Below are 17,636 nucleotides of genomic sequence, written 5' to 3'. Positions count from 1 at the left end.
GTTGCCTATTTCATATTGCGGTCTCTGCCTTGAATTGTCTATCTAACTGCGGTAAGAGTTAGGAATTTTGGGCGCATACGAACTCTACAATTTCCTGTTTAGAGCTACTACGATTTGAAAAAAGGGAGCTGGAAAAGCTTACAGGGCAAAGAGCCTAGCTGTTTTTCCACGCCTCGCCAGGATTTTCCCACCTTCGATTAATGGTACGCAGTGGCCGGAAGTAATGAAAATTCTTAAGTTGACCTGTTGCTTGCAAAAATATGTCTGAAGTTATATTTTTGCAAGCAACAGGCCATGTTAGATTGCATATTAATTTTGAGCTTGGTTGAGGTGGTAAATACTTTTTGGGTAAAAAAATTATGGTCGCTGTCCGATAATTTGAGTCTGACAATTTTGCCTGAACAATTTTGACTGATCCGCACCATTAATTCACGATGTGACAGAAAATTAGGCCTCAGTCGATTGGATACTTCGGCCTGAGACCTTCGGCGAGCGGTGAGTCAATCTCGCTCAGTTGAACGATTTGAGATTTGAGATTTATTCCACAGAGGAATCGGAGAGCTTGAAGAAAAGCCTCAATTTTAGGGCAGCAGCCGACTCCTGTCGGAAACTTGTAGCCGTTTTTGGGCGGGGTCAAAAAGCAGAAGGCAGAATTTGATAGCGGTAAAAAATACTGTTTTAGGATTCAGAATTTTTAGGGGATTCTACCTTCTCGCTGCATTTTTTTTACAATGAAACAAGATAAATTACTCGCTGCCAGGAGCGATGCAGGCCGAATAATTTAGGAAGAGATAAGCGAGTGTGTTGAAGCCAGTTACTTCCACAATTTATAATAACTCTTGCTCGCATTGAGCTGTTTGTACCACAGACTTTTTGCTGGTAATTTGCAAAAGGGATAGGGGCAGAACAACAGGCCAAACCAGAGGGCCGATTATTAAGGCTATCCAAGATATCACGTCTTTTTTAGATGTCGCAGTATCATTCCAAAAACTTTTGAACCAAACAAGAAAAACGATTAAGGCAATCGAAAAGTAGCTAATCATTATCATTTTTTTACCTCCCTGTCTATAGATGGGACAGAAGTATTTATAATTATTGTATCTCAGGCCGTGGCTCGCCGATCGCAACTTTATGCCCTGAGCTGCAAGCTGCAAGTGTCTAAAAGCCAAAGTTTCACAGCTATCCACGTCCAGAGCCTGCGATGTTGAGCTGACTTACTCCTGCTGGGCGACGCGAGGCGCTAAAGGTCTTGCGTTCAGAGCTTTTCGAGGTTTTGTCAAACCTTGAGGCTACCACCCCAATCATAGCTTATGCGATCGAGGTCTTGGGTTTGCTGTGATTTAAATCACGTATACTGGCAGACTTCGGTCACAAATCGAGCCAAGAACGATCACACAGCTTACCCGACTGCAATCACCCTACTTTTTTCTCAAATCCTCGATATTATAATAGTCGAGTTCAACGAGATTTCATGCAAGCTCTGACTTTAAAATCTGATCGCGCGATCGCTGAACTGTTCTATCAAGTCACCAATTCAGGCAATCTGACTCGCACTGAAAGCCACGGATTGCGGGAACTCTGCCAAAGCGCTCTCAGCGAAGACGCCAGAGATGCAGTCAACCGCCTGCTGCACGCCATCCGCCGCGGATGGGTCAGGATTTCCGATTAGTCCCCTCACACAAGAAGTTGAGATGAGTATTTCTACTTTCTCTCCTGTCAAGCTTTCCCAACAATAAGATTGAAGTGAGTAGGTCGCTCCATTAGCCTTCTCAAAAAAAATTTGTACTGCGATCGAAAAGCTCGACCCGGTTTCTTGAAGAAGCCGGGATTTTTGATTTTAAGCAGTCAGTCGATTTTAGATTTTAGATTTTAGATTTTAGATTTTAGATTTTAGATTGACTTCACATATGAATCTGGGAGCTTGAACTAAAGGTTAAAATTTGGGGCGGATGCCCGCTCCTATCGGAAACTTGTATCTGTCTTTGGGCGGGTTATTAAGTATATCCACGGAAAACAGACCACAGCAAGAAACTAGGTAAATGTAGGTAAAAGCGGGTTTATAAACAGGCTAAAAGTTTTACCTTGAATTAAGCAGAGCGATTTCGCTAGCAGTCATTAGTAATCTCTTAATAGATAAATATTAATTTATTTGTCACCGTTTCTTAACCAAAAGTAGAGACGTGGGGGTTGCCAGAAGCAAGGAATCGGGACGGGGTTTATGTTTCAAGTAGCAGGGCGATCGAGGAAATATCAGATCCCCAAGTTCGGCTGACACAAATCACTCATCAATAGCCAATCGATCACATTTACTCCCGTAGTTGAATCACATCAATTTTGGAAAAATCAGTCAATACTGTCAAAAGTGAGTTCAAAAAAAAACACATGATGACAACCCAAACGCTTTTACCTCAATTTACTATTGCAGAGCTAGTCTTTCAGGTATATCACTCCGGTCTGCTGACTCCCACTCACCGACAACAGCTCAAGACAGCCCTGTTAAATGACTGTCTTACCGAAGAAGATCAAACAGCCATCAACCGCTTGCTCCACGCCGTTCGCCGTGGCTGGCTGAAAGTTGTAGATTAAAGTCGGTTCTAAATTTTTTGCCACTACTCTTTAAATGCACTGTCACTTAAAGGCAGAATTAAATCCCCTTAAAAAAATCAGGCATTAGCCTAAATGTAGGGTGCGCCATAGGCACCCTGCGGTTTTAACTTCTATTTTCTCAGCTTATTTAGTCAGAGATTGTGCCGTCAGGCATCATGGCCTCTCTCAGATTCGCTTCATTCAAATTTGTCCCGCGCAAAGAAGCTTGATGCAAGTTTGCTCCCCGGAGATTTGCTCCCTTAAGGGAAACTCCGCTCAAATCGGCTCGATGGAGATTTGCACAGCTCAAGTTAGCTCCGCTCAAATCGGCTCCCTTCAAATCCGCTTTTTCCAGGTTTGCTTCCGTCAAATTTGCCCAACTCAGATTTGCTTGAGTTAGGTTAGCACGGCTGAGGTCAGCTTGTGTTAAGTTCGCATCCGTTAAATTTGCTTTGCTCAGGTTGATTCCGCAAAGCTTTACTTCTGTCAAGTTTGCACCTTGCAAGTTAGCGTTAACTGCATAAACTTGAATCAAAATTGCCCCCTGAAGGTTTGCATCTCTCATATCTGCACCCCTGAGACTAGCCCCCGTTAAATCGGCCCCGCTGAAGACGACACTCCGCAAGATGGCTCCGCTCAAGTTCGCTCCCACCGCCTCGCATTCGCCAAAATTAGCGGACATGAGGTTGGCTTGGGAGAGGTTGGCTTGACTGATATCTGCTTGATACAGATTAGCTCTGTAGAGGGTGAGACCGATCGAATTTGCACCTTTTAAATTAGCGTGACTCAGGTCAATATCGCGCAAATTTGTCCTTGAGATATGGGCACCGCTCAGGTCTACTTTGTGAAAAACCCGTTCTCCGGCTGCATACCGTCTGAGAAGTTCCTCTGCATCCATGTCATTTCCCCCAAAATATTTAATAATACCTTTGATATTTCAATAATATTAGGCATGAGCGACCTTTACGTTTCTTGGTCTCAATACCATCGAAAAATTGAGGATTTGGCTGTAAAAATTGAGGAATCTCAGTGGAAATTCGATCGAATTGTCTGTCTGGCGAGGGGAGGGCTGCGGGTTGGGGATACTCTGTCGCGGATTTTCGACAAACCTTTGGCCATTTTAGCGGCCTCGTCTTATGGTGGGGCCGAGGGAAATGTCCGGGGCGCGATCGAGTTTGCCCGCGATTTGACAATGGTGGGCGATAATTTGGGCAGCCGCATTCTCCTGGTTGACGATTTGGTCGATTCGGGAATTAGTTTAGAGCAAGGTATCGCTTGGCTCAAGAGTCGCTACGGCGAGGATATTCAGGAAATTCGGACTGCTGTACTCTGGTACAAGGCTTGTTCTGTTGCAAAGCCGGATTATTATGTAGATTATTTGGCTGACAATCCTTGGATTCACCAACCTTTTGAAATGTACGAAAAGATGAGTGCGGCTGATTTGGCTGAGAAAGTTGCGAGTTAGTGTATAAAAGGCTAACATCTGGTCAATTTTTTATAGGGTTTTGCCGATATTTTGCACTTTTGGGTATAGTCCGTCCGGGGTTGAAACCCGTGTCTCATAGCTAAAGTCCTCTGAAAGAGGACTGGATATTTATCAAGGTTGGGCAGTCGGTTTCAACCGACTTTAGCTATGAGACGGGGAATTAATTCACTCCTAGGGCTTGTGGGTAAGTGCAAGTCTGCTGATAGAATTAGCGAACCGAAAGAATACGATCGCCCAATTCCATACTATCTGCCAAAACTTCCTGCCGCGCCCACCTATCCGCGGCCAAAATATCGTCTAAACCAGGACTTTCACAGTTATCGGCTTGATGTTTGTCGCAGGCCTTCTCAATCAACTTCGGAATATCCAAAAACTGAATCTTCTCCTGCAAAAATAGCGCTACCGCCTGTTCGTTTGCCGCATTCAGCACCGCAGGCATCGAACCGCCCGCACGTCCCGCCGCATAAGCCAACTGCATACAAGGATACTTTTCGTGGTCGGGTTCTCGGAAAGTTAAATCCCCAGCTTTTACCAAATCCAGCCGTTCCCAATCTGTATGAATTCGCTCCGGCCAAGACAAAGCATAAAGCAGCGGCAATCGCATATCCGGCCATCCCAATTGCGCCAAAACCGAGGTATCTTGCAGCTCAATTAACGAGTGAATTATGCTCTGAGGATGGATGACAATATCAATGTCGTCATAATCCATTCCGAACAAGTAATGAGCCTCAATTACTTCTAATCCTTTATTCATCAAAGTAGCAGAATCAATTGTGATTTTCTGCCCCATCGACCAATTCGGATGTTTCAAAGCATCGGCTACTGTTACTCCTGCTAATTTCTCGATCGGTAAATCTCGAAAAGAACCCCCCGAAGCAGTGAGAATGATTCGCCGTAACCCGCCAACCATAACACCTTGGAGGCACTGAAAAATTGCCGAATGTTCCGAGTCAGCCGGTAATATTTTAACGCCGTATTTTTCGATTAAGGGGTTGACAACGGGGCCCCCTGCGATTAATGTTTCTTTATTGGCTAAGGCAATATCTTTGCCTGCTTTGATAGCCGCAATTGTTGGCAACAAACCGGCGCAGCCAACTATTCCCGTGACGACGGCTTGAGCGTCACCGTATTGGGCAACTTCGACAACGCCTGACTCGCCAGCAAGTAAAATAGGTTGAGGGTCGAGATCTGCGATCGCCTCTTTCAATTCCTGTAATTGATCTTCGTCGCAAATCGCGACAATTTCCGGTCGAAACTGGCGAATTTGCTGGGCCAGCAACGTTACATTTCGTCCGGCGGTTAACCCGACAATCCGAAATTGATCGGGGTATTGAGCTACAATATCCAGAGTTTGAGTGCCGATGGAGCCTGTGGAGCCGAGAAGAGTTATTGCTTTCACAATTTTTTAATGTTTTGTGGATTATTCTAATATTACGATTGCGGGGATGAAAATTAGTGGTTAACTATTGCGTGGAAAGCACATTCGATGGAATCATATTTTGAGTGACCACCTAGTGCCAGATTTCATGCAAAATAGGGAAAATTTTGCTGATGACCGTGAGGACATCAGTGTCTCGATCGCCGAAAATAGAGAGGAAGGTCGATCTCAGCTACCGTCGAGTTTGGTTTGGGCGATCGCCACTGCTGCGGCAATTTTCTTTTTGTGTAGCAGTTTACGGCACGCTTTATTCCAATCAACTGCTTTCGATTTGGGAATTTTTGACCAAGCAATTTACTTGATCAGCCAAAACCAAACGCCTTTTTCTTCTTTAATGGGGATTCATATTTTGGGCGATCACGCAGCGGTAATCTATTATCCGCTAGCTTGGCTGTACAAAATCTACCCGGATGTGCATTGGCTGCTGTTGGTACAAGCAGTTGCATTATCCCTAGGCGCTTGGCCTATGTGGAGTTTAGCGCGTTTGGCAGGCTTGAATCAAGAACAATCCCGTGCGATCGCATTGATTTATTTGCTCTATCCGGTGGTATTTAACATCAATTTATTTGATTTTCACCCGGAAGTAATCGCTTTACCCGCACTTTTAGCAGCAATTTTGGCGGCACGTTTAAATAAAATTGTGTGGTTTTGTACCGCTATTGTGTTAGTTCTCAGTTGCAAAGCGGTTTTGTCCCTAACCGTTGTTGCTATGGGTTTCTGGCTGTTTTTTTGCGAAAAAAAGCAACGGTACGGGGCGATCGCACTTTTGCTTGGTGCAGCTTGGTTTTTGATAGCTTCCCAGAAAATCATCCCCTTCTTTAGCGGCAGCGAAGTCGCTGGAGTCGGGCGCTACAGCTATTTAGGCAAATCCGTACTAGAAATTATCATCAATCTCATATTAAAACCCCAGTTAGTATTAGGAAAATTTTTTTCACTCGATACATTAAAATATTTATTTCTCCTCACCTTACCTGTGATTTGGCTGCTATTGCCATTCTCTGGCAAACTACGCCTACAATATTTAACAGCGCTAATTCCTGCCCTCCCTACCCTGCTGATCAATATCCTCTCTGACTTGTCATTTCAACGCAGCTTAGCCTATCAGTATTCAGTGCCTGTAATTCCATTCTTATTTTTAGCAGTTATCGCGAAGGAAGAAACAAGGAACAGGGAAGAAATAAAAGGCAACAAGGAAGAGGATAAAGTAAATAAGCAACATTTTTTAACATGGGTCAATCTGCCACAATTTAAAAACTTCCGAATTTCTCCACTTTGGCAGGGAATTCAATTGCCGAGAATCATGATAATTTGGTCATTACTAATCTTCCTATGTGTGGGCGAATATAAAGATTTTTATCTGTACATAAATAGACTAGATACCTGGCAAGCTACACGCGAAGCAGTCGCACAAGTTCAACCGCAAAGCAGTATTTTAACAGATAATAGACTTGCCCCTCACTTTACCCACCGCCCCATAGTAAAATTGCTGTCACAAATTTCGCCCCAAACAAATTTAGCTGAATTTCAATACATATTATTAAATCTGCGCCATCCCTGGCCTGATACTGAAAAACTTGGTGCTACTTTAGCAAATAAACTTAAAACTTCTCCCAATTTTAAATTAACTTATCAAAAAAACGAAGTCCTGCTATTTAAACGAAGGGCTGATTAAACCAATAAAATGCTAACTTTCAAATCCCTAAAATCTCATCCAGTATTTTTAATGATTGTCGTGACAACGATAGTCTTATTTGCCGCCAGCAGCGCGCGGCACGCTTTGTTTCAGTCAACTGCATTCGACTTAGCAATTTTTGACCAAGCAATTTATTTAATATCCCAAAATCAAACGCCATTTTCCTCTTTAATGGCAATAAATATTTGGGGGGATCACGCTGCTTTTATTTTCTATCCACTAGCTTTACTTTACAAAATATATCCAGATGTTCACTGGCTTTTTTTAGTGCAAGCTGTTTCCCTAGCTTTAGGCGCTTGGCCGAGTTGGAGTTTGGCACGTCAAGCGGGATTAAACGAACGAAAAGCAATTGCAATTTCAGCCGTATATCTGCTTTATCCCGCAGTATTTAATGTCAATCTCTTCGACTTCCACCCAGAAGTCATTGCTTTACCAGCACTGCTAGCAGCAATCTTAGCCGCGAGACTGAATAAAACCTTGTGGTTTTGTGCTACTATTGTATTAGTTTTGAGCTGCAAAGCCGTGCTATCTTTAACTGTTGCTGCGATGGGTTTGTGGCTGTTGTGTTTTGACAAAAAACGCAATTGTGGACTCATAGCTCTCTTTCTAGGCGCGGGTTGGTTTCTGGTAGTTACTCAGGCAGTTATACCGTATTTTAATCAGGGAAGAGAACACGCGGGTATCGGGCGATATCAATATTTGGGAAACTCTGTTTTGGAAATTGCTATTAATTTAATAGTGAAACCCAATATAGTTTTAGCGCGTTTGTTTTCTTTAGATACTTTTGGATATTTAGGCTTATTGCTATTACCTGTAATTTGGTGGCTGGCCCCGCGTCATCTGTCATCTTTAATTAGTGCTGTGCCAATGTTGGCGATGAATATTCTTTCCGATATCCCCGCTCAGCGGGATTTAATTCATCAATATTCTGTGCCGATATTGCCGTTTTTATTGGTTGCCGTAATTTCCAGTTTAGCAGCTAGCAATCAGCAAAAGGGAAAAACAGTATTTGATAGATTGCCACTTCCTAATTATCCATTGCCTAGAGTCATTGTAATTTGGTCGTTGATTGCTTTCTTAGCTTTAGCGAAATACGGGTATTTTTGGACTATTTATTTAAATGGGATCGACACTTTGCCAGCTACCAGAGAAGCAATTTCTCTTGTTGAAACCAAAGGCAGTGTTTTAACAACTGCTCAGATTGCTCCGCACTTAGCGCACCGCCCTGTAGTAAGATTAACTCAGGCTAACGCGCCGCCTGCAAATCTCGCAGAATTTGATTATGTATTGCTGAATTTGCGCTATCCTGGCTGGATGAGCGATCGAGCTTTTGTGGAAAACCTCATAACTAAACTAAAAAACAACCCTCAATTTCAACTCAAATATCAGCGAGACAACATATATCTATTTACTAAGAGTCCTTAGTCAGCAGTCATCAGTCATCAGTCATCATTCAACAGTCAACAGTCAACAGTCAACAGTCAACAAATTCGCGCTAATCCTCCACTTTCAAAGCCCTTCTTGCCAACTTCACGTAAGTTTTCACAGTTTCATAAGGCATTTCTAAATCAGCAGCAATATCAAACAAAGATTCCCCCAATTCCCGGCGTCCCAAAATCGTCGCCCAAGTTTCCGCAATCTCAGCAGCGCGACTTCCACCTTTACGCTTTCTCTGTGCCATAAACTTCTTTGTCAATTCCTCTATTCGCGCCCCCAAGAGGCTTTGTATTGACACTTCAGGTAGGGCTTCTGTCAACCATTGTGCTCGCGTTTGTCCCAATCCAAAAGTTGTTTTGTGGCCCGTGCCGCAATAAGGCGCTAACCGCCCCAAAGCATAAAATAATTGTACAAAATCAGGGCGATTGTGAGCCGATCGCCCTAGACCAAATTCCACAGCCCCAGTGAACCCCGTTACCATGCCTTTTTTGCCCGCCACTACCTTTTGCGACTCCAATTTGTGGCGGCTAATAATTGCATTTTCATCAATCCAATTCAAAAATTCTGTTTGGTCAAAATTTACCCCCGAAAAGTTATTCCAGCGGCGCAAATAGCTGTGAAAAACATTTTCGGGAACTGGCAAAGGGAAATGATGGCCTTTGCTGCGAAAGCTTGTAGGAGTCACAAAACTAAGTTTTATGTTGTGGGATAATGGGATTTCTGCTGTTAGTAATTGCTGGTAAGTTGTGGGAGCAAAAGCAATATCCCAAGAGCGAATTAGCAGCGGAGCATTTCGTAAATCTATCTCTTCGGGCAAATTTGGCAGCCACTGACTCAGCCACTGCACTACTGGCTTTGAAAGTCCTGTTACGTACCAGCGATAAATTCGATCGCCCAAAAGCTGAAATTCTTTGCCACCAGGGAGCAAATCACCTTCCAATCCCGAAATAGTAAAGGCTTTTTCTGACTGTTCATCGTGCAAAAGTTGCGATAAATCCGGGTCAGTTTGCTGCACTTGAGCTAAAAACCAAGCGTGCAAACCTATAGCATACTGCGCGTACAGATAGCTAGCAGCGCGGGGAGTCAATTCAAACACTAATCCGACTAACTCGGTGTCAGCCGGCCAAATCAGCCCAGACGGAGGAGATTTTCGATCGCGGGTGCCGGTGCGGTTCGGGGAAGTTGCCATCAGATGCCGTGCCTATAACCGTCACAGAAAGAGCGCCGTGCTATCTTAGCCGATTTTTATCCCCTTTGGGGGATGATTGTTGAGGGCGATCGATCGCCCAAATCTTTTGGTAGCTTCAAAAACTCGCTCTGCCGCCAGTTTCCCGCACCCTCCGGGATAGACAAAAACCACTAAAAAACCAACAACCTAAAACTCAATCTTTGTCAAGGTTTTCTTCCTTGTAACTAAACAGAAATATACCAGTGTTTAAAATCACATTCTGCGCTACAATTGTCAAAAGCTCGTAGCATCCTCAACTCCGATCCTAAACTATGAACACAACAGAAAAATCTAAACTATCCAACGAAAAAACTTTGGAGGCAATGAAGAATTTCTCCGAAACCTACGCCAAGCGCACGGGAACTTACTTTTGTTCCGAACCTTCCGTCACTGCTGTCGTGATAGAAGGACTAGCAAAACACAAGGATGAACTAGGCGCTCCCTTATGCCCTTGTCGCCATTACGAAGATAAAGAAGCCGAAGTAAAAGCCGCCTACTGGAACTGTCCCTGCATTCCCATGCGCGAGCGGAAAGAGTGTCACTGTATGTTATTTCTGACGCCAGACAACGATTTTGCTGGAACTAATCAGGAAATAGGAATGGATCAGATTCAAGCTGTCAGAGAGACTATGTAATTGGTTAAGTAGGCGGTCGTGAAATGGCAGTAGTTTTGAAAATCATTCGGAAGTTTTCCTGTTTTTAAGACTTAGCTATTAAAAAACAATCGATCGCCGCCTACTCAAACATATATCCGCCATCGAAAATCCCCAATCCCAATCGAATGACAGAGGAAATCCAGATCGAGTTTTGGCAAGGTGTTGAACAGTTTAACAGCCAAGAATTTTACGCTTGTCACGATACTTTAGAGGCTTTGTGGATGGAAGCCTGCGAGCCGGAAAAAAGGTTTTATCAGGGAATCTTGCAAATTGCGGTCGCGCTTTATCACTTAGGAAATCAAAACGGGCGCGGTGCAGTCATATTGCTGGGAGAAGGAATAAATCGGCTCAGTTTTTATCAGCCTAGTTATGCTGGAATTGCTGTTGAAGACTTGCTCGGACAAAGTGCTAAACTTTTGAGCGCTTTGCAACAAGCTGGCCCGGAAGAAGTAGCTAAATTTCAACCGTTGTTCGCAGGTACAGAAGTTGCCGGCTTGCAATTGCCGCTAATTATCAAAGTACCAAAAAGTTAAATAAATATTTGTATTAGGGTGCAGTATACTTAGCCTCTACACAGAGGAGGGCTGGCTGCCCAAGCAGATTAATTGACTGTGGAACGAGTATCTTGCCGGTTTCTGGGTAAGACAGTTGCAGCCACTCAGCAAAATAGCCAATTAAATTCGCTGTTGTCTTGCTAGGATAATTGGTTGAGACTATCGGGTCAATCGATCGACCTCACGGGAATCTTTCTGGCCGTTAAGATAAAATATCTAACTGGATATAATGCCCTTCAGTAATTTCACAAATATTGAGGCTCCAAGCTTATGATGCCCTCCGCTAAACTGCTCAATTCCGGCATATTCAAAGGATTATCGCTGCTGTTGCCCCTGACTCTGGCAGGCGCGATAGCCTCTCCCACCTACCCGCAAGCCGGGCCGCCCCGCACTCTCAGCGTGCGATCAGACATTCAAGAAGCCGACTCCAAAACCGGCATCGTGACAGCCCGCGGCAACGTCCAAATCAACTATCCAGCCCGCCAAATACAAGCCACCGCAGCTCAAGCTCAATATTTCAGCCGCGAGCGCCGGATCATTCTCAGCGGAGATGTTTACGTATTGCAGCAGGGCAACAGCCTACGCGGCGAAACCATCACATACCTCATCGACGAAGGGCGGTTTATTGCCCTCCCAGACAACCCAGGACAGGTAGAATCTGTTTATCTGGTTGCCCCGGAACAAGATGCGGCCGCCCAAAATACAGTTGGCTCCCCACGTCCAACTTCAGCCCCCCGGTAACAGTGGCTTGCAGCAGCGAAATTTCGCCTCAGCCAAAACATACTACTTGGGATAGATGCGAAATTTCGTCTTTATAAAACTCACAAACTTGAAAAGGTAAAACTTAAATTAGAGACTCGATCGCACAAAGCCGCAGTCTGAAATTTAGCTTGTAGAGGTTGCCGGGAGCGAAAATGAAAATTGTACTCGAAAATATTCACAAATCCTACGGAAAACGCAATGTAGTCAGTCGCGTCAACCTTTCGGTAGCCCAAGGAGAAATAGTAGGACTGCTCGGCCCCAACGGTGCCGGCAAAACCACAACATTTTACATAGCAACCGGATTAGAAAAACCAAATCAAGGCACCGTTTGGCTAAATGATTTAGACATCACTAAATTGGCGATGCACCAGCGAGCACATTTGGGAATTGGCTATCTCGCTCAAGAAGCAAGCATTTTTCGCAACATGAGCGTGCGCGACAACATTTTGTTAGTCCTAGAACAAACTCAAGTGCCGCGCTGGGAATGGCGCGAGCGAGTCGATTTCCTATTGCAAGAATTTCGCTTAGAAAAAATAGCATCGAGTTTGGGAATTCAAATATCGGGGGGAGAAAGGCGGCGTACTGAACTGGCCAGAGCATTAGCCGCAGGGCGAGACGGGCCGATGTTCCTATTTTTAGACGAACCGTTTGCAGGCGTCGATCCGATCGCCGTAGACGAAATTCAAACCATTATTGCTAAATTGCGCGATCGTAAAATCGGCATCCTCATCACCGATCACAACGTCCGAGAAACCCTCGAAATTACCGATCGAGCCTACATCATGCGAGACGGCCAAATTTTAGCCTCCGGGGCTGAAGAAGAACTCTACAGCAATCCTTTAGTGCGTCAGTATTACTTAGGCGACAACTTCGTGCGATAGTCTTTTGAAGGCATTCCCCATGGCCATAATTTTAGATTTGAGATGTTAGATTGAGGAGCAAACTGCAAAAAGCCCAAACTATGAAAATAGCAATATCCAATTCTTTGAATCCCATCAACTGGCTGCCGAGAATTTCAGTAATGGACTGGTACATTACCAAAGAACTAATCGGGCCATTTCTCTTTGGCGTCGGACTCTTTACATCCGTCGCCGTCACAGTTGGAGCTTTATTTGAATTAGTCCGCAGAGTAGCAGAATCCGGCCTCCCCTACAGCGCAGCCATAGAAATTTTTCTCCTGCAAATTCCCTACTTCGTAGTATTGGCTTTCCCCATGTCAATGCTGCTAGCAACCTTAATGGCCTACAGCCGAATGTCCAGCGACAGCGAACTTATCGCCCTTCGCAGTTGCGGAGTTAGCGTTTACCGATTAATACTGCCTGCTGTGATAATGAGTTTAATTGTTGCAGGCTTAACTTTTGGTTTGCAAGAGCTAGTTGTACCCGCCGCCAGCTACAGAGCAACTCTGACTTTAGACAGAGCCCTCAAGCGAGAAAAACCGACATTTCAAGATAGAAATATTATCTACACAGAATTTCGCAAACCAGAAAAAGGCGGCGACGAAATCCTGGCCCGCTTTTTTTATGCAGAACAATTTGACGGCCAGCAAATGAAAGGTTTAACAATTATCGATCGCTCCACCCCAGGCCTCAATCAAATCGTTTCTTCAGAATCAGCTACTTGGAATCCCTCAGAAAATACCTGGGATTTTTTCAACGGAACCGCTTATATAGTTGCTCCTGACGGCTCTTACCGCAATATAGTTAGGTTTCAACACCAGCAATTGCAACTCCCCCGCACGCCCTTAGATTTAGCGGCTAGAGCGCGGGATTTCAAGGAAATGAACATTGCCCAAGCCTTAGAGCGTTTGGATATCCTTAAAAACAGTGGCGACGAACCGCAAATTCGCAAATTAAAGGTGCGAATTCAAGAAAAATATGCTTTTCCTTTCGTGTGCATGGTATTCGGTTTAGTGGGAGCAGCTTTGGGAACTCAACCGCGCCGCTCCGGGCGAGGAACGAGTTTTGGTATTAGCGTAGTTGTGATTTTCACTTACTACGTATTTTCTTTCATCACCAGTTCTATGGGCGTGAAAGCTGTTTTGACTCCGATTCTTTCGGCTTGGTTGCCTATCGTGTTTGGCTTGGGAATCGGGGGATTGTTGTTGGTGCGGGCCGCCGCTAGGTAAGTTTTACCACTAACATTGGGAATTGGGCATTGGGAATTGATAATATCGTTTTCGTAGCCCCACTTCCATCATTTAAGGATTAGAAAAAGTATTGATTTCGCCACCGCCAATGTAGCGTCCCGGAGCCAGGGAGCGGGGTGTAGAAAAAGTTTGAGGTTGAATGGGCTGCACGCCCTGATTTGTGTTTTGGGGAACAACTCCAAAGTTAGGCGGCTGTGGCAAATTAAGCTGACTCGGTGGAGGTGTTTGAAATTGAGAATTCGCTGCATTGGGAGAGAATGGAGGGCTAATTATCTTGCTTCCCCCAATCCCACTTGGAAAGGGAGATGCACCGACATTGGGAAGTAGAGGTGTTGGCGAAGGTATGGCTACTGGAAGTGCCACAGGTTGAACTTCAGGTGCGAAGCCTGAGCCAGATAAATTAGTTTGGTAGGGATTTTTCGGCAAAGCCACCGTTGCAGCCCCTGCATTAATTTCGGGAAGGCTCGGTACTCGGGAAGTTAACCCCGCTAATGATTCAGGGACTGTAGCTGTCGGTTTTAAGAATTCTTGAGATTCCTTGCTCACATTATTTGTCGGAGCCACAAGTGGGAGAAGTGCTGTGGGAACATTCACTGGAGTGGCTCCACTTTGAGCTGTAGCGGTCGTTGGGAGCAAATTGGTCGCATTTCCTGCCGCCGGATCGGAAGCCGGTCGATCGAGCAATTTAGCCGAGTCTGCTGTTTTTTCAGCCGAAGCCGCCGTTGGCGAAGTGTTAGCAACGACGTATTTTTTCATAGCTGCTTGCAACGGACTCAAAGGCAGAGAATTTTCGTTTTGTTTATCTGAATTAGCATCACTCGACGCCTGCGATAAAGTTGCTGTCGCTGTACCCCCAGACTCAGGCTTGATCGTTTTTATCCCGGAAGTTAGTCTCCCGCTGCTAGATAAACTCAACGCTGATGTTGCGTTTGAACTTGGCAAGGTGGAATTTTGGAGGTTATTGTTTCCGGCCTCGACAGCAGAATTTGCTAAATTTGACAAGGATAAAAATCCGCTGCTTCCTACCCGCTTGGGGGCTAAAGATGGCTGAGGAGTTTCTAAGTCCCGATCTCGAAGTTCCTCGAATAAACCTTTGCTTTTTACTACTGATGAATTTAACAAGTTCAGTTCAGAAGCAGTAGAGCCATTAAACTGATTGACTAGCACTGGTGAGCTGTCGATTTCAGCCGCAATGGCGGTATCTTCAGCAGATAGTCCCGATAGCGAAGCTGGAGTGTTTGAGGCTGGTTCTTCTTCGCCATCTATACTCAACCTTTCTGGATTTACAGAGACCTCCCAGATAAATAACCCCCCCGCACACAGCACGGCTAAGGGAGCCCAAACGGCGGGTTGCGTCCAGTGGCGCAACCGCGCTATTAGATAGCGGACAGATGTAGGAAATCGCTTAAAAATTGACATAGTTTTGCTTCCTTCCGAGCGTGCGGATTTAAAACTATTTTTCCTAGTCTACCACATCAATCTTGATTATTTTTGCTATGCGGGGGTAAGTGCGGGAGCATCTCGGTTTGGCTTTTACTGTCGGTGTGCGATCGTCGGGCTGGCTATATTTATAGATTTTGCTGTGCGGGACGGATCGCACTCCCAAAAAAAGCTTTTTACTTTCTGCCCAGATGCTCCGAGTACGATCGAAATTTTGATTGAAAGTTGCGAAAGCTCAATGCAACCGATGAAAATCAATAAAGCACTGGTAGAAATATGTCTTGCTTTCCTTAAATCAAGGGGCATAAGATGATAAAATTTTATGGGATGCTGTGTCCGGCCAGCCGGGTCTGTTAGCAGCTCGACCTCAAACCAAAATGTCAAGGTAAAATTGGCAATTGCTGAGAACAACACCCAAGAAAAGTTGAGAGGAAATTAATGAAAAAAATCGTAGAAGTATTAGCAAATCGGGAACAACTGATAGATCGATCGCTCGAGATTGTGCTGTCGAAAATCTCAGAAGCCATAGCAGAACGCGGACTTTGTACGATCGCCGCAGCGGGCGGAAGTACACCGGAACCCCTCTACAGAGCGATAGCAGCCCAAGACCTGCCTTGGGACAAAATTCACGTGTTCTGGGGCGACGAACGCTACGTTCCCCCAGAACACCCAGACAGCAATCAAAAAATGGCGCGCCTCGCATGGCTCGATCGAGTGAATATCCCCGCCAGCAACATCCACCCCATGCCCACAGGCGCCGGCGACCCCGCAGCCGACGCTGCGGCGCACCAAACCGAATTACAGCAGTTCTTCAAAGTATCCGACGGCGAGTTTCCTGCCTTCGACATCATTTTATTGGGCATAGGAGACGACGCCCACACAGCCTCTCTATTTCCCGGCACAGCAGCTTTGCAAGTCCGCGACGCCCTAGTAACTGTCGGCAACAAAGACGGTCAACCCCGCATTACCTTTACAGTCCCCTTAATCAACCGGGCCCGGTGCGTCATCTTCATGGTCGCAGGAGCCAGCAAACAACCCGCCCTAGCTCAAATTTTTGCCCCCGCAGCCGACGAAATGACCTATCCAGCCAGACTCGTTCAACCAGAGGGCGAACTTTGGTGGCTGCTCGATGCGGCGGCTGGCGAAGCAGTAAAATAGCCGACAGAGCCGCTAGCGTGCCAACACAGTCAGCATTATCACTAACTCAATCTTGCCCATCACAGCTAACGTCACGGCGTCAGCTCAGTTGCTAGTATTAGAAGCAATATAAGAATTGTGGCGGTTAAAGTTAAAATTTGACCATATACACGAGTATTTTTATGAGGCTGATTTGAAAATCTGGCCGATAGCAAGGAGAAATCGATGATTGTCTGTCCCAATTGCAATCACCAGAACCCCGACGGGGCCAGCCAGTGTGAGGCTTGCTACACGCCTTTACCTGTTACCGCAAGTTGCTCGAACTGCGGTGCAGCAGTTCAGACAGATGCAGCATTTTGCGGTCAGTGTGGCTTTAATTTGCGTCCGGGTTCCATAGTTCCAGAAGTTGAGGTGACAGTACCGTCTCCCTCGCCTGTAGGCCCGACAGTGGTATCCTCACCGGCGCCGGATTTAGTGCCACCCGATCCCCTGATGGCAATGGAACCTCTAGTTACCCTGAATAAGGGGCTTAACTTGGAAAAAACTCCTGCCAGCATTCCGACGATTCCAGATCCCCCGCCTTTGCCCTCGGTTCCTGTTACAACTGAATCGGTGGCAACACCAGTAACTATCTCTCCTCCGGTTCCGGGCCTACAGCCAGCAGGTGTAGCTAAAACTCAACTGCAACAGCAGTCGGCGCGCCTGCTACACGTTCAGACAAATACCCCGATGGAATTGCCTCACAGTCTGGCTGTGGTTCACATAGGCAAGCCAAATGATTTAGTGCCCCCGGATATTGATGTTTCGGGATTTGCTAATTCTGAGATAGTTTCTCGGGTACACGCAAATCTCCGGGTGGAGGGAGATGCTTGCTACCTAGAAGATGTAGGCAGTTCCAACGGCACTTACGTCAACAATACTCCGCTACCCAAGGGAAACCGCCACCGGTTGCGACCGGGAGACCGCATCTCTCTGGGCAAAGGAGACCTGGTTACGTTTTTATTTCAAATCTCTTAGAGCGAGTTTGGATTGGGCGATCGAAAGTCTAAAATCTAAAATCGCATCTTGAG

16 protein-coding genes are annotated in these 17,636 nt (G+C 45.5%); 12 read left to right on the top strand and 4 right to left on the bottom strand.

Features of this window, described 5'->3' with window-relative positions; translation table 11 throughout:
• Positions 1–1,471: 1,471 nt before the first annotated feature.
• Together QUA90_RS02470 and QUA90_RS02465 are read left to right on the top strand one after the other, a co-directional pair.
• On the top strand, positions 1,472–1,669 hold the full coding sequence (locus QUA90_RS02470; RefSeq protein WP_333231420.1) for a hypothetical protein: 198 nt from the start codon (positions 1,472–1,474) through the stop codon (positions 1,667–1,669).
• A gap of 716 nt (positions 1,670–2,385) precedes the next feature.
• Positions 2,386–2,586 carry a hypothetical protein gene (locus QUA90_RS02465; protein WP_333056545.1) on the top strand — a complete coding sequence of 67 codons (201 nt, stop codon included), beginning with the start codon at positions 2,386–2,388 and terminating at the stop codon, positions 2,584–2,586.
• Positions 2,587–2,734: 148 nt separating this feature from the next.
• On the opposite strand, the gene QUA90_RS02460 is transcribed toward QUA90_RS02465, so the two are convergent.
• Positions 2,735–3,484, bottom strand: coding sequence for a pentapeptide repeat-containing protein (locus QUA90_RS02460; protein WP_333443711.1), 750 nt, complete (start codon positions 3,482–3,484; stop codon positions 2,735–2,737).
• A gap of 54 nt (positions 3,485–3,538) precedes the next feature.
• Here QUA90_RS02460 and QUA90_RS02455 point away from each other — a divergent pair, with 54 nt between their 5' ends.
• The gene (locus QUA90_RS02455; protein ID WP_333443709.1) at positions 3,539–4,051 is read left to right on the top strand and encodes a phosphoribosyltransferase family protein; all 513 of its coding nucleotides are present in this window, start codon (positions 3,539–3,541) and stop codon (positions 4,049–4,051) included.
• A gap of 229 nt (positions 4,052–4,280) precedes the next feature.
• On the opposite strand, the gene dxr is transcribed toward QUA90_RS02455, so the two are convergent.
• Positions 4,281–5,471 (bottom strand): 1-deoxy-D-xylulose-5-phosphate reductoisomerase, encoded by a 1,191-nt coding sequence (gene dxr, locus QUA90_RS02450; protein ID WP_333388850.1) that lies wholly within the window; start codon positions 5,469–5,471, stop codon positions 4,281–4,283.
• Positions 5,472–5,598: 127 nt separating this feature from the next.
• Here dxr and QUA90_RS02445 point away from each other — a divergent pair, with 127 nt between their 5' ends.
• Both QUA90_RS02445 and QUA90_RS02440 read left to right on the top strand, forming a co-directional pair.
• Positions 5,599–7,182 carry a DUF2079 domain-containing protein gene (locus QUA90_RS02445; protein WP_333443751.1) on the top strand — a complete coding sequence of 528 codons (1,584 nt, stop codon included), beginning with the start codon at positions 5,599–5,601 and terminating at the stop codon, positions 7,180–7,182.
• Between the two features lie 9 nt (positions 7,183–7,191).
• Positions 7,192–8,628 carry a DUF2079 domain-containing protein gene (locus QUA90_RS02440; protein ID WP_333443707.1) on the top strand — a complete coding sequence of 479 codons (1,437 nt, stop codon included), beginning with the start codon at positions 7,192–7,194 and terminating at the stop codon, positions 8,626–8,628.
• A 70-nt stretch (positions 8,629–8,698) separates the two neighbouring features.
• Here QUA90_RS02440 and cas6 read toward each other — a convergent pair whose 3' ends face one another.
• The gene (gene cas6 / locus QUA90_RS02435; RefSeq protein ID WP_333443705.1) at positions 8,699–9,829 is read right to left on the bottom strand and encodes a CRISPR-associated endoribonuclease Cas6; all 1,131 of its coding nucleotides are present in this window, start codon (positions 9,827–9,829) and stop codon (positions 8,699–8,701) included.
• Between the two features lie 311 nt (positions 9,830–10,140).
• Here cas6 and QUA90_RS02430 point away from each other — a divergent pair, with 311 nt between their 5' ends.
• The 5 genes from QUA90_RS02430 to QUA90_RS02410 all read left to right on the top strand — a co-directional run bounded on the left by QUA90_RS02430 (position 10,141) and on the right by QUA90_RS02410 (position 13,968).
• Entirely contained in the window at positions 10,141–10,503 is a 363-nt protein-coding gene (locus QUA90_RS02430) for a ferredoxin-thioredoxin reductase catalytic domain-containing protein (protein WP_194012549.1), read from the top strand.
• A gap of 146 nt (positions 10,504–10,649) precedes the next feature.
• Positions 10,650–11,057 (top strand): DUF309 domain-containing protein, encoded by a 408-nt coding sequence (locus tag QUA90_RS02425; protein WP_333443703.1) that lies wholly within the window; start codon positions 10,650–10,652, stop codon positions 11,055–11,057.
• Between the two features lie 291 nt (positions 11,058–11,348).
• Positions 11,349–11,819 (top strand): LptA/OstA family protein, encoded by a 471-nt coding sequence (locus QUA90_RS02420; RefSeq protein WP_333443701.1) that lies wholly within the window; start codon positions 11,349–11,351, stop codon positions 11,817–11,819.
• Positions 11,820–11,992: 173 nt separating this feature from the next.
• On the top strand, positions 11,993–12,721 hold the full coding sequence (gene lptB / locus QUA90_RS02415) for an LPS export ABC transporter ATP-binding protein (protein ID WP_333034782.1): 729 nt from the start codon (positions 11,993–11,995) through the stop codon (positions 12,719–12,721).
• Between the two features lie 80 nt (positions 12,722–12,801).
• A complete protein-coding gene (locus tag QUA90_RS02410; protein WP_333215896.1) occupies positions 12,802–13,968 on the top strand; it encodes an LptF/LptG family permease in 1,167 nt (388 codons plus the stop codon).
• Between the two features lie 72 nt (positions 13,969–14,040).
• On the opposite strand, the gene QUA90_RS02405 is transcribed toward QUA90_RS02410, so the two are convergent.
• Positions 14,041–15,408, bottom strand: a complete 1,368-nt coding sequence (locus QUA90_RS02405) for a hypothetical protein (RefSeq protein ID WP_333443699.1) — start codon at positions 15,406–15,408, stop codon at positions 14,041–14,043.
• Between the two features lie 459 nt (positions 15,409–15,867).
• On the opposite strand from QUA90_RS02405, the gene pgl reads away from it, so the two are divergent.
• Both pgl and QUA90_RS02395 read left to right on the top strand, forming a co-directional pair.
• A complete protein-coding gene (pgl, locus tag QUA90_RS02400; protein ID WP_333443697.1) occupies positions 15,868–16,587 on the top strand; it encodes a 6-phosphogluconolactonase in 720 nt (239 codons plus the stop codon).
• A 204-nt stretch (positions 16,588–16,791) separates the two neighbouring features.
• A complete protein-coding gene (locus QUA90_RS02395) occupies positions 16,792–17,583 on the top strand; it encodes an FHA domain-containing protein (RefSeq protein ID WP_333081242.1) in 792 nt (263 codons plus the stop codon).
• Positions 17,584–17,636: the final 53 nt, after the last annotated feature.

Source organism: Microcoleus sp. D3_18_C4, from assembly GCF_036702355.1.
Taxonomy (GTDB): domain Bacteria; phylum Cyanobacteriota; class Cyanobacteriia; order Cyanobacteriales; family Microcoleaceae; genus Microcoleus.
This window is presented reverse-complemented; position numbering and strand designations above follow the sequence as displayed.

Bases quoted from the DNA above. Each gene is read 5' to 3' on its own strand.
- QUA90_RS02470 (WP_333231420.1), top strand. From the start codon at position 1,472: ATGCAAGCTCTGACTTTAAAATCTGATCGCGCGATCGCTGAACTGTTC.
- QUA90_RS02465 (WP_333056545.1), top strand. From the start codon at position 2,386: ATGACAACCCAAACGCTTTTACCTCAATTTACTATTGCAGAGCTAGTC.
- QUA90_RS02460 (WP_333443711.1), bottom strand. From the start codon at position 3,484: ATGGATGCAGAGGAACTTCTCAGACGGTATGCAGCCGGAGAACGGGTT.
- QUA90_RS02455 (WP_333443709.1), top strand. From the start codon at position 3,539: ATGAGCGACCTTTACGTTTCTTGGTCTCAATACCATCGAAAAATTGAG.
- QUA90_RS02445 (WP_333443751.1), top strand. From the start codon at position 5,599: ATGCAAAATAGGGAAAATTTTGCTGATGACCGTGAGGACATCAGTGTC.
- QUA90_RS02440 (WP_333443707.1), top strand. From the start codon at position 7,192: ATGCTAACTTTCAAATCCCTAAAATCTCATCCAGTATTTTTAATGATT.
- cas6 (WP_333443705.1), bottom strand. From the start codon at position 9,829: ATGGCAACTTCCCCGAACCGCACCGGCACCCGCGATCGAAAATCTCCT.
- QUA90_RS02430 (WP_194012549.1), top strand. From the start codon at position 10,141: ATGAACACAACAGAAAAATCTAAACTATCCAACGAAAAAACTTTGGAG.
- QUA90_RS02425 (WP_333443703.1), top strand. From the start codon at position 10,650: ATGACAGAGGAAATCCAGATCGAGTTTTGGCAAGGTGTTGAACAGTTT.
- QUA90_RS02420 (WP_333443701.1), top strand. From the start codon at position 11,349: ATGATGCCCTCCGCTAAACTGCTCAATTCCGGCATATTCAAAGGATTA.
- lptB (WP_333034782.1), top strand. From the start codon at position 11,993: ATGAAAATTGTACTCGAAAATATTCACAAATCCTACGGAAAACGCAAT.
- QUA90_RS02410 (WP_333215896.1), top strand. From the start codon at position 12,802: ATGAAAATAGCAATATCCAATTCTTTGAATCCCATCAACTGGCTGCCG.
- QUA90_RS02405 (WP_333443699.1), bottom strand. From the start codon at position 15,408: ATGTCAATTTTTAAGCGATTTCCTACATCTGTCCGCTATCTAATAGCG.
- pgl (WP_333443697.1), top strand. From the start codon at position 15,868: ATGAAAAAAATCGTAGAAGTATTAGCAAATCGGGAACAACTGATAGAT.
- QUA90_RS02395 (WP_333081242.1), top strand. From the start codon at position 16,792: ATGATTGTCTGTCCCAATTGCAATCACCAGAACCCCGACGGGGCCAGC.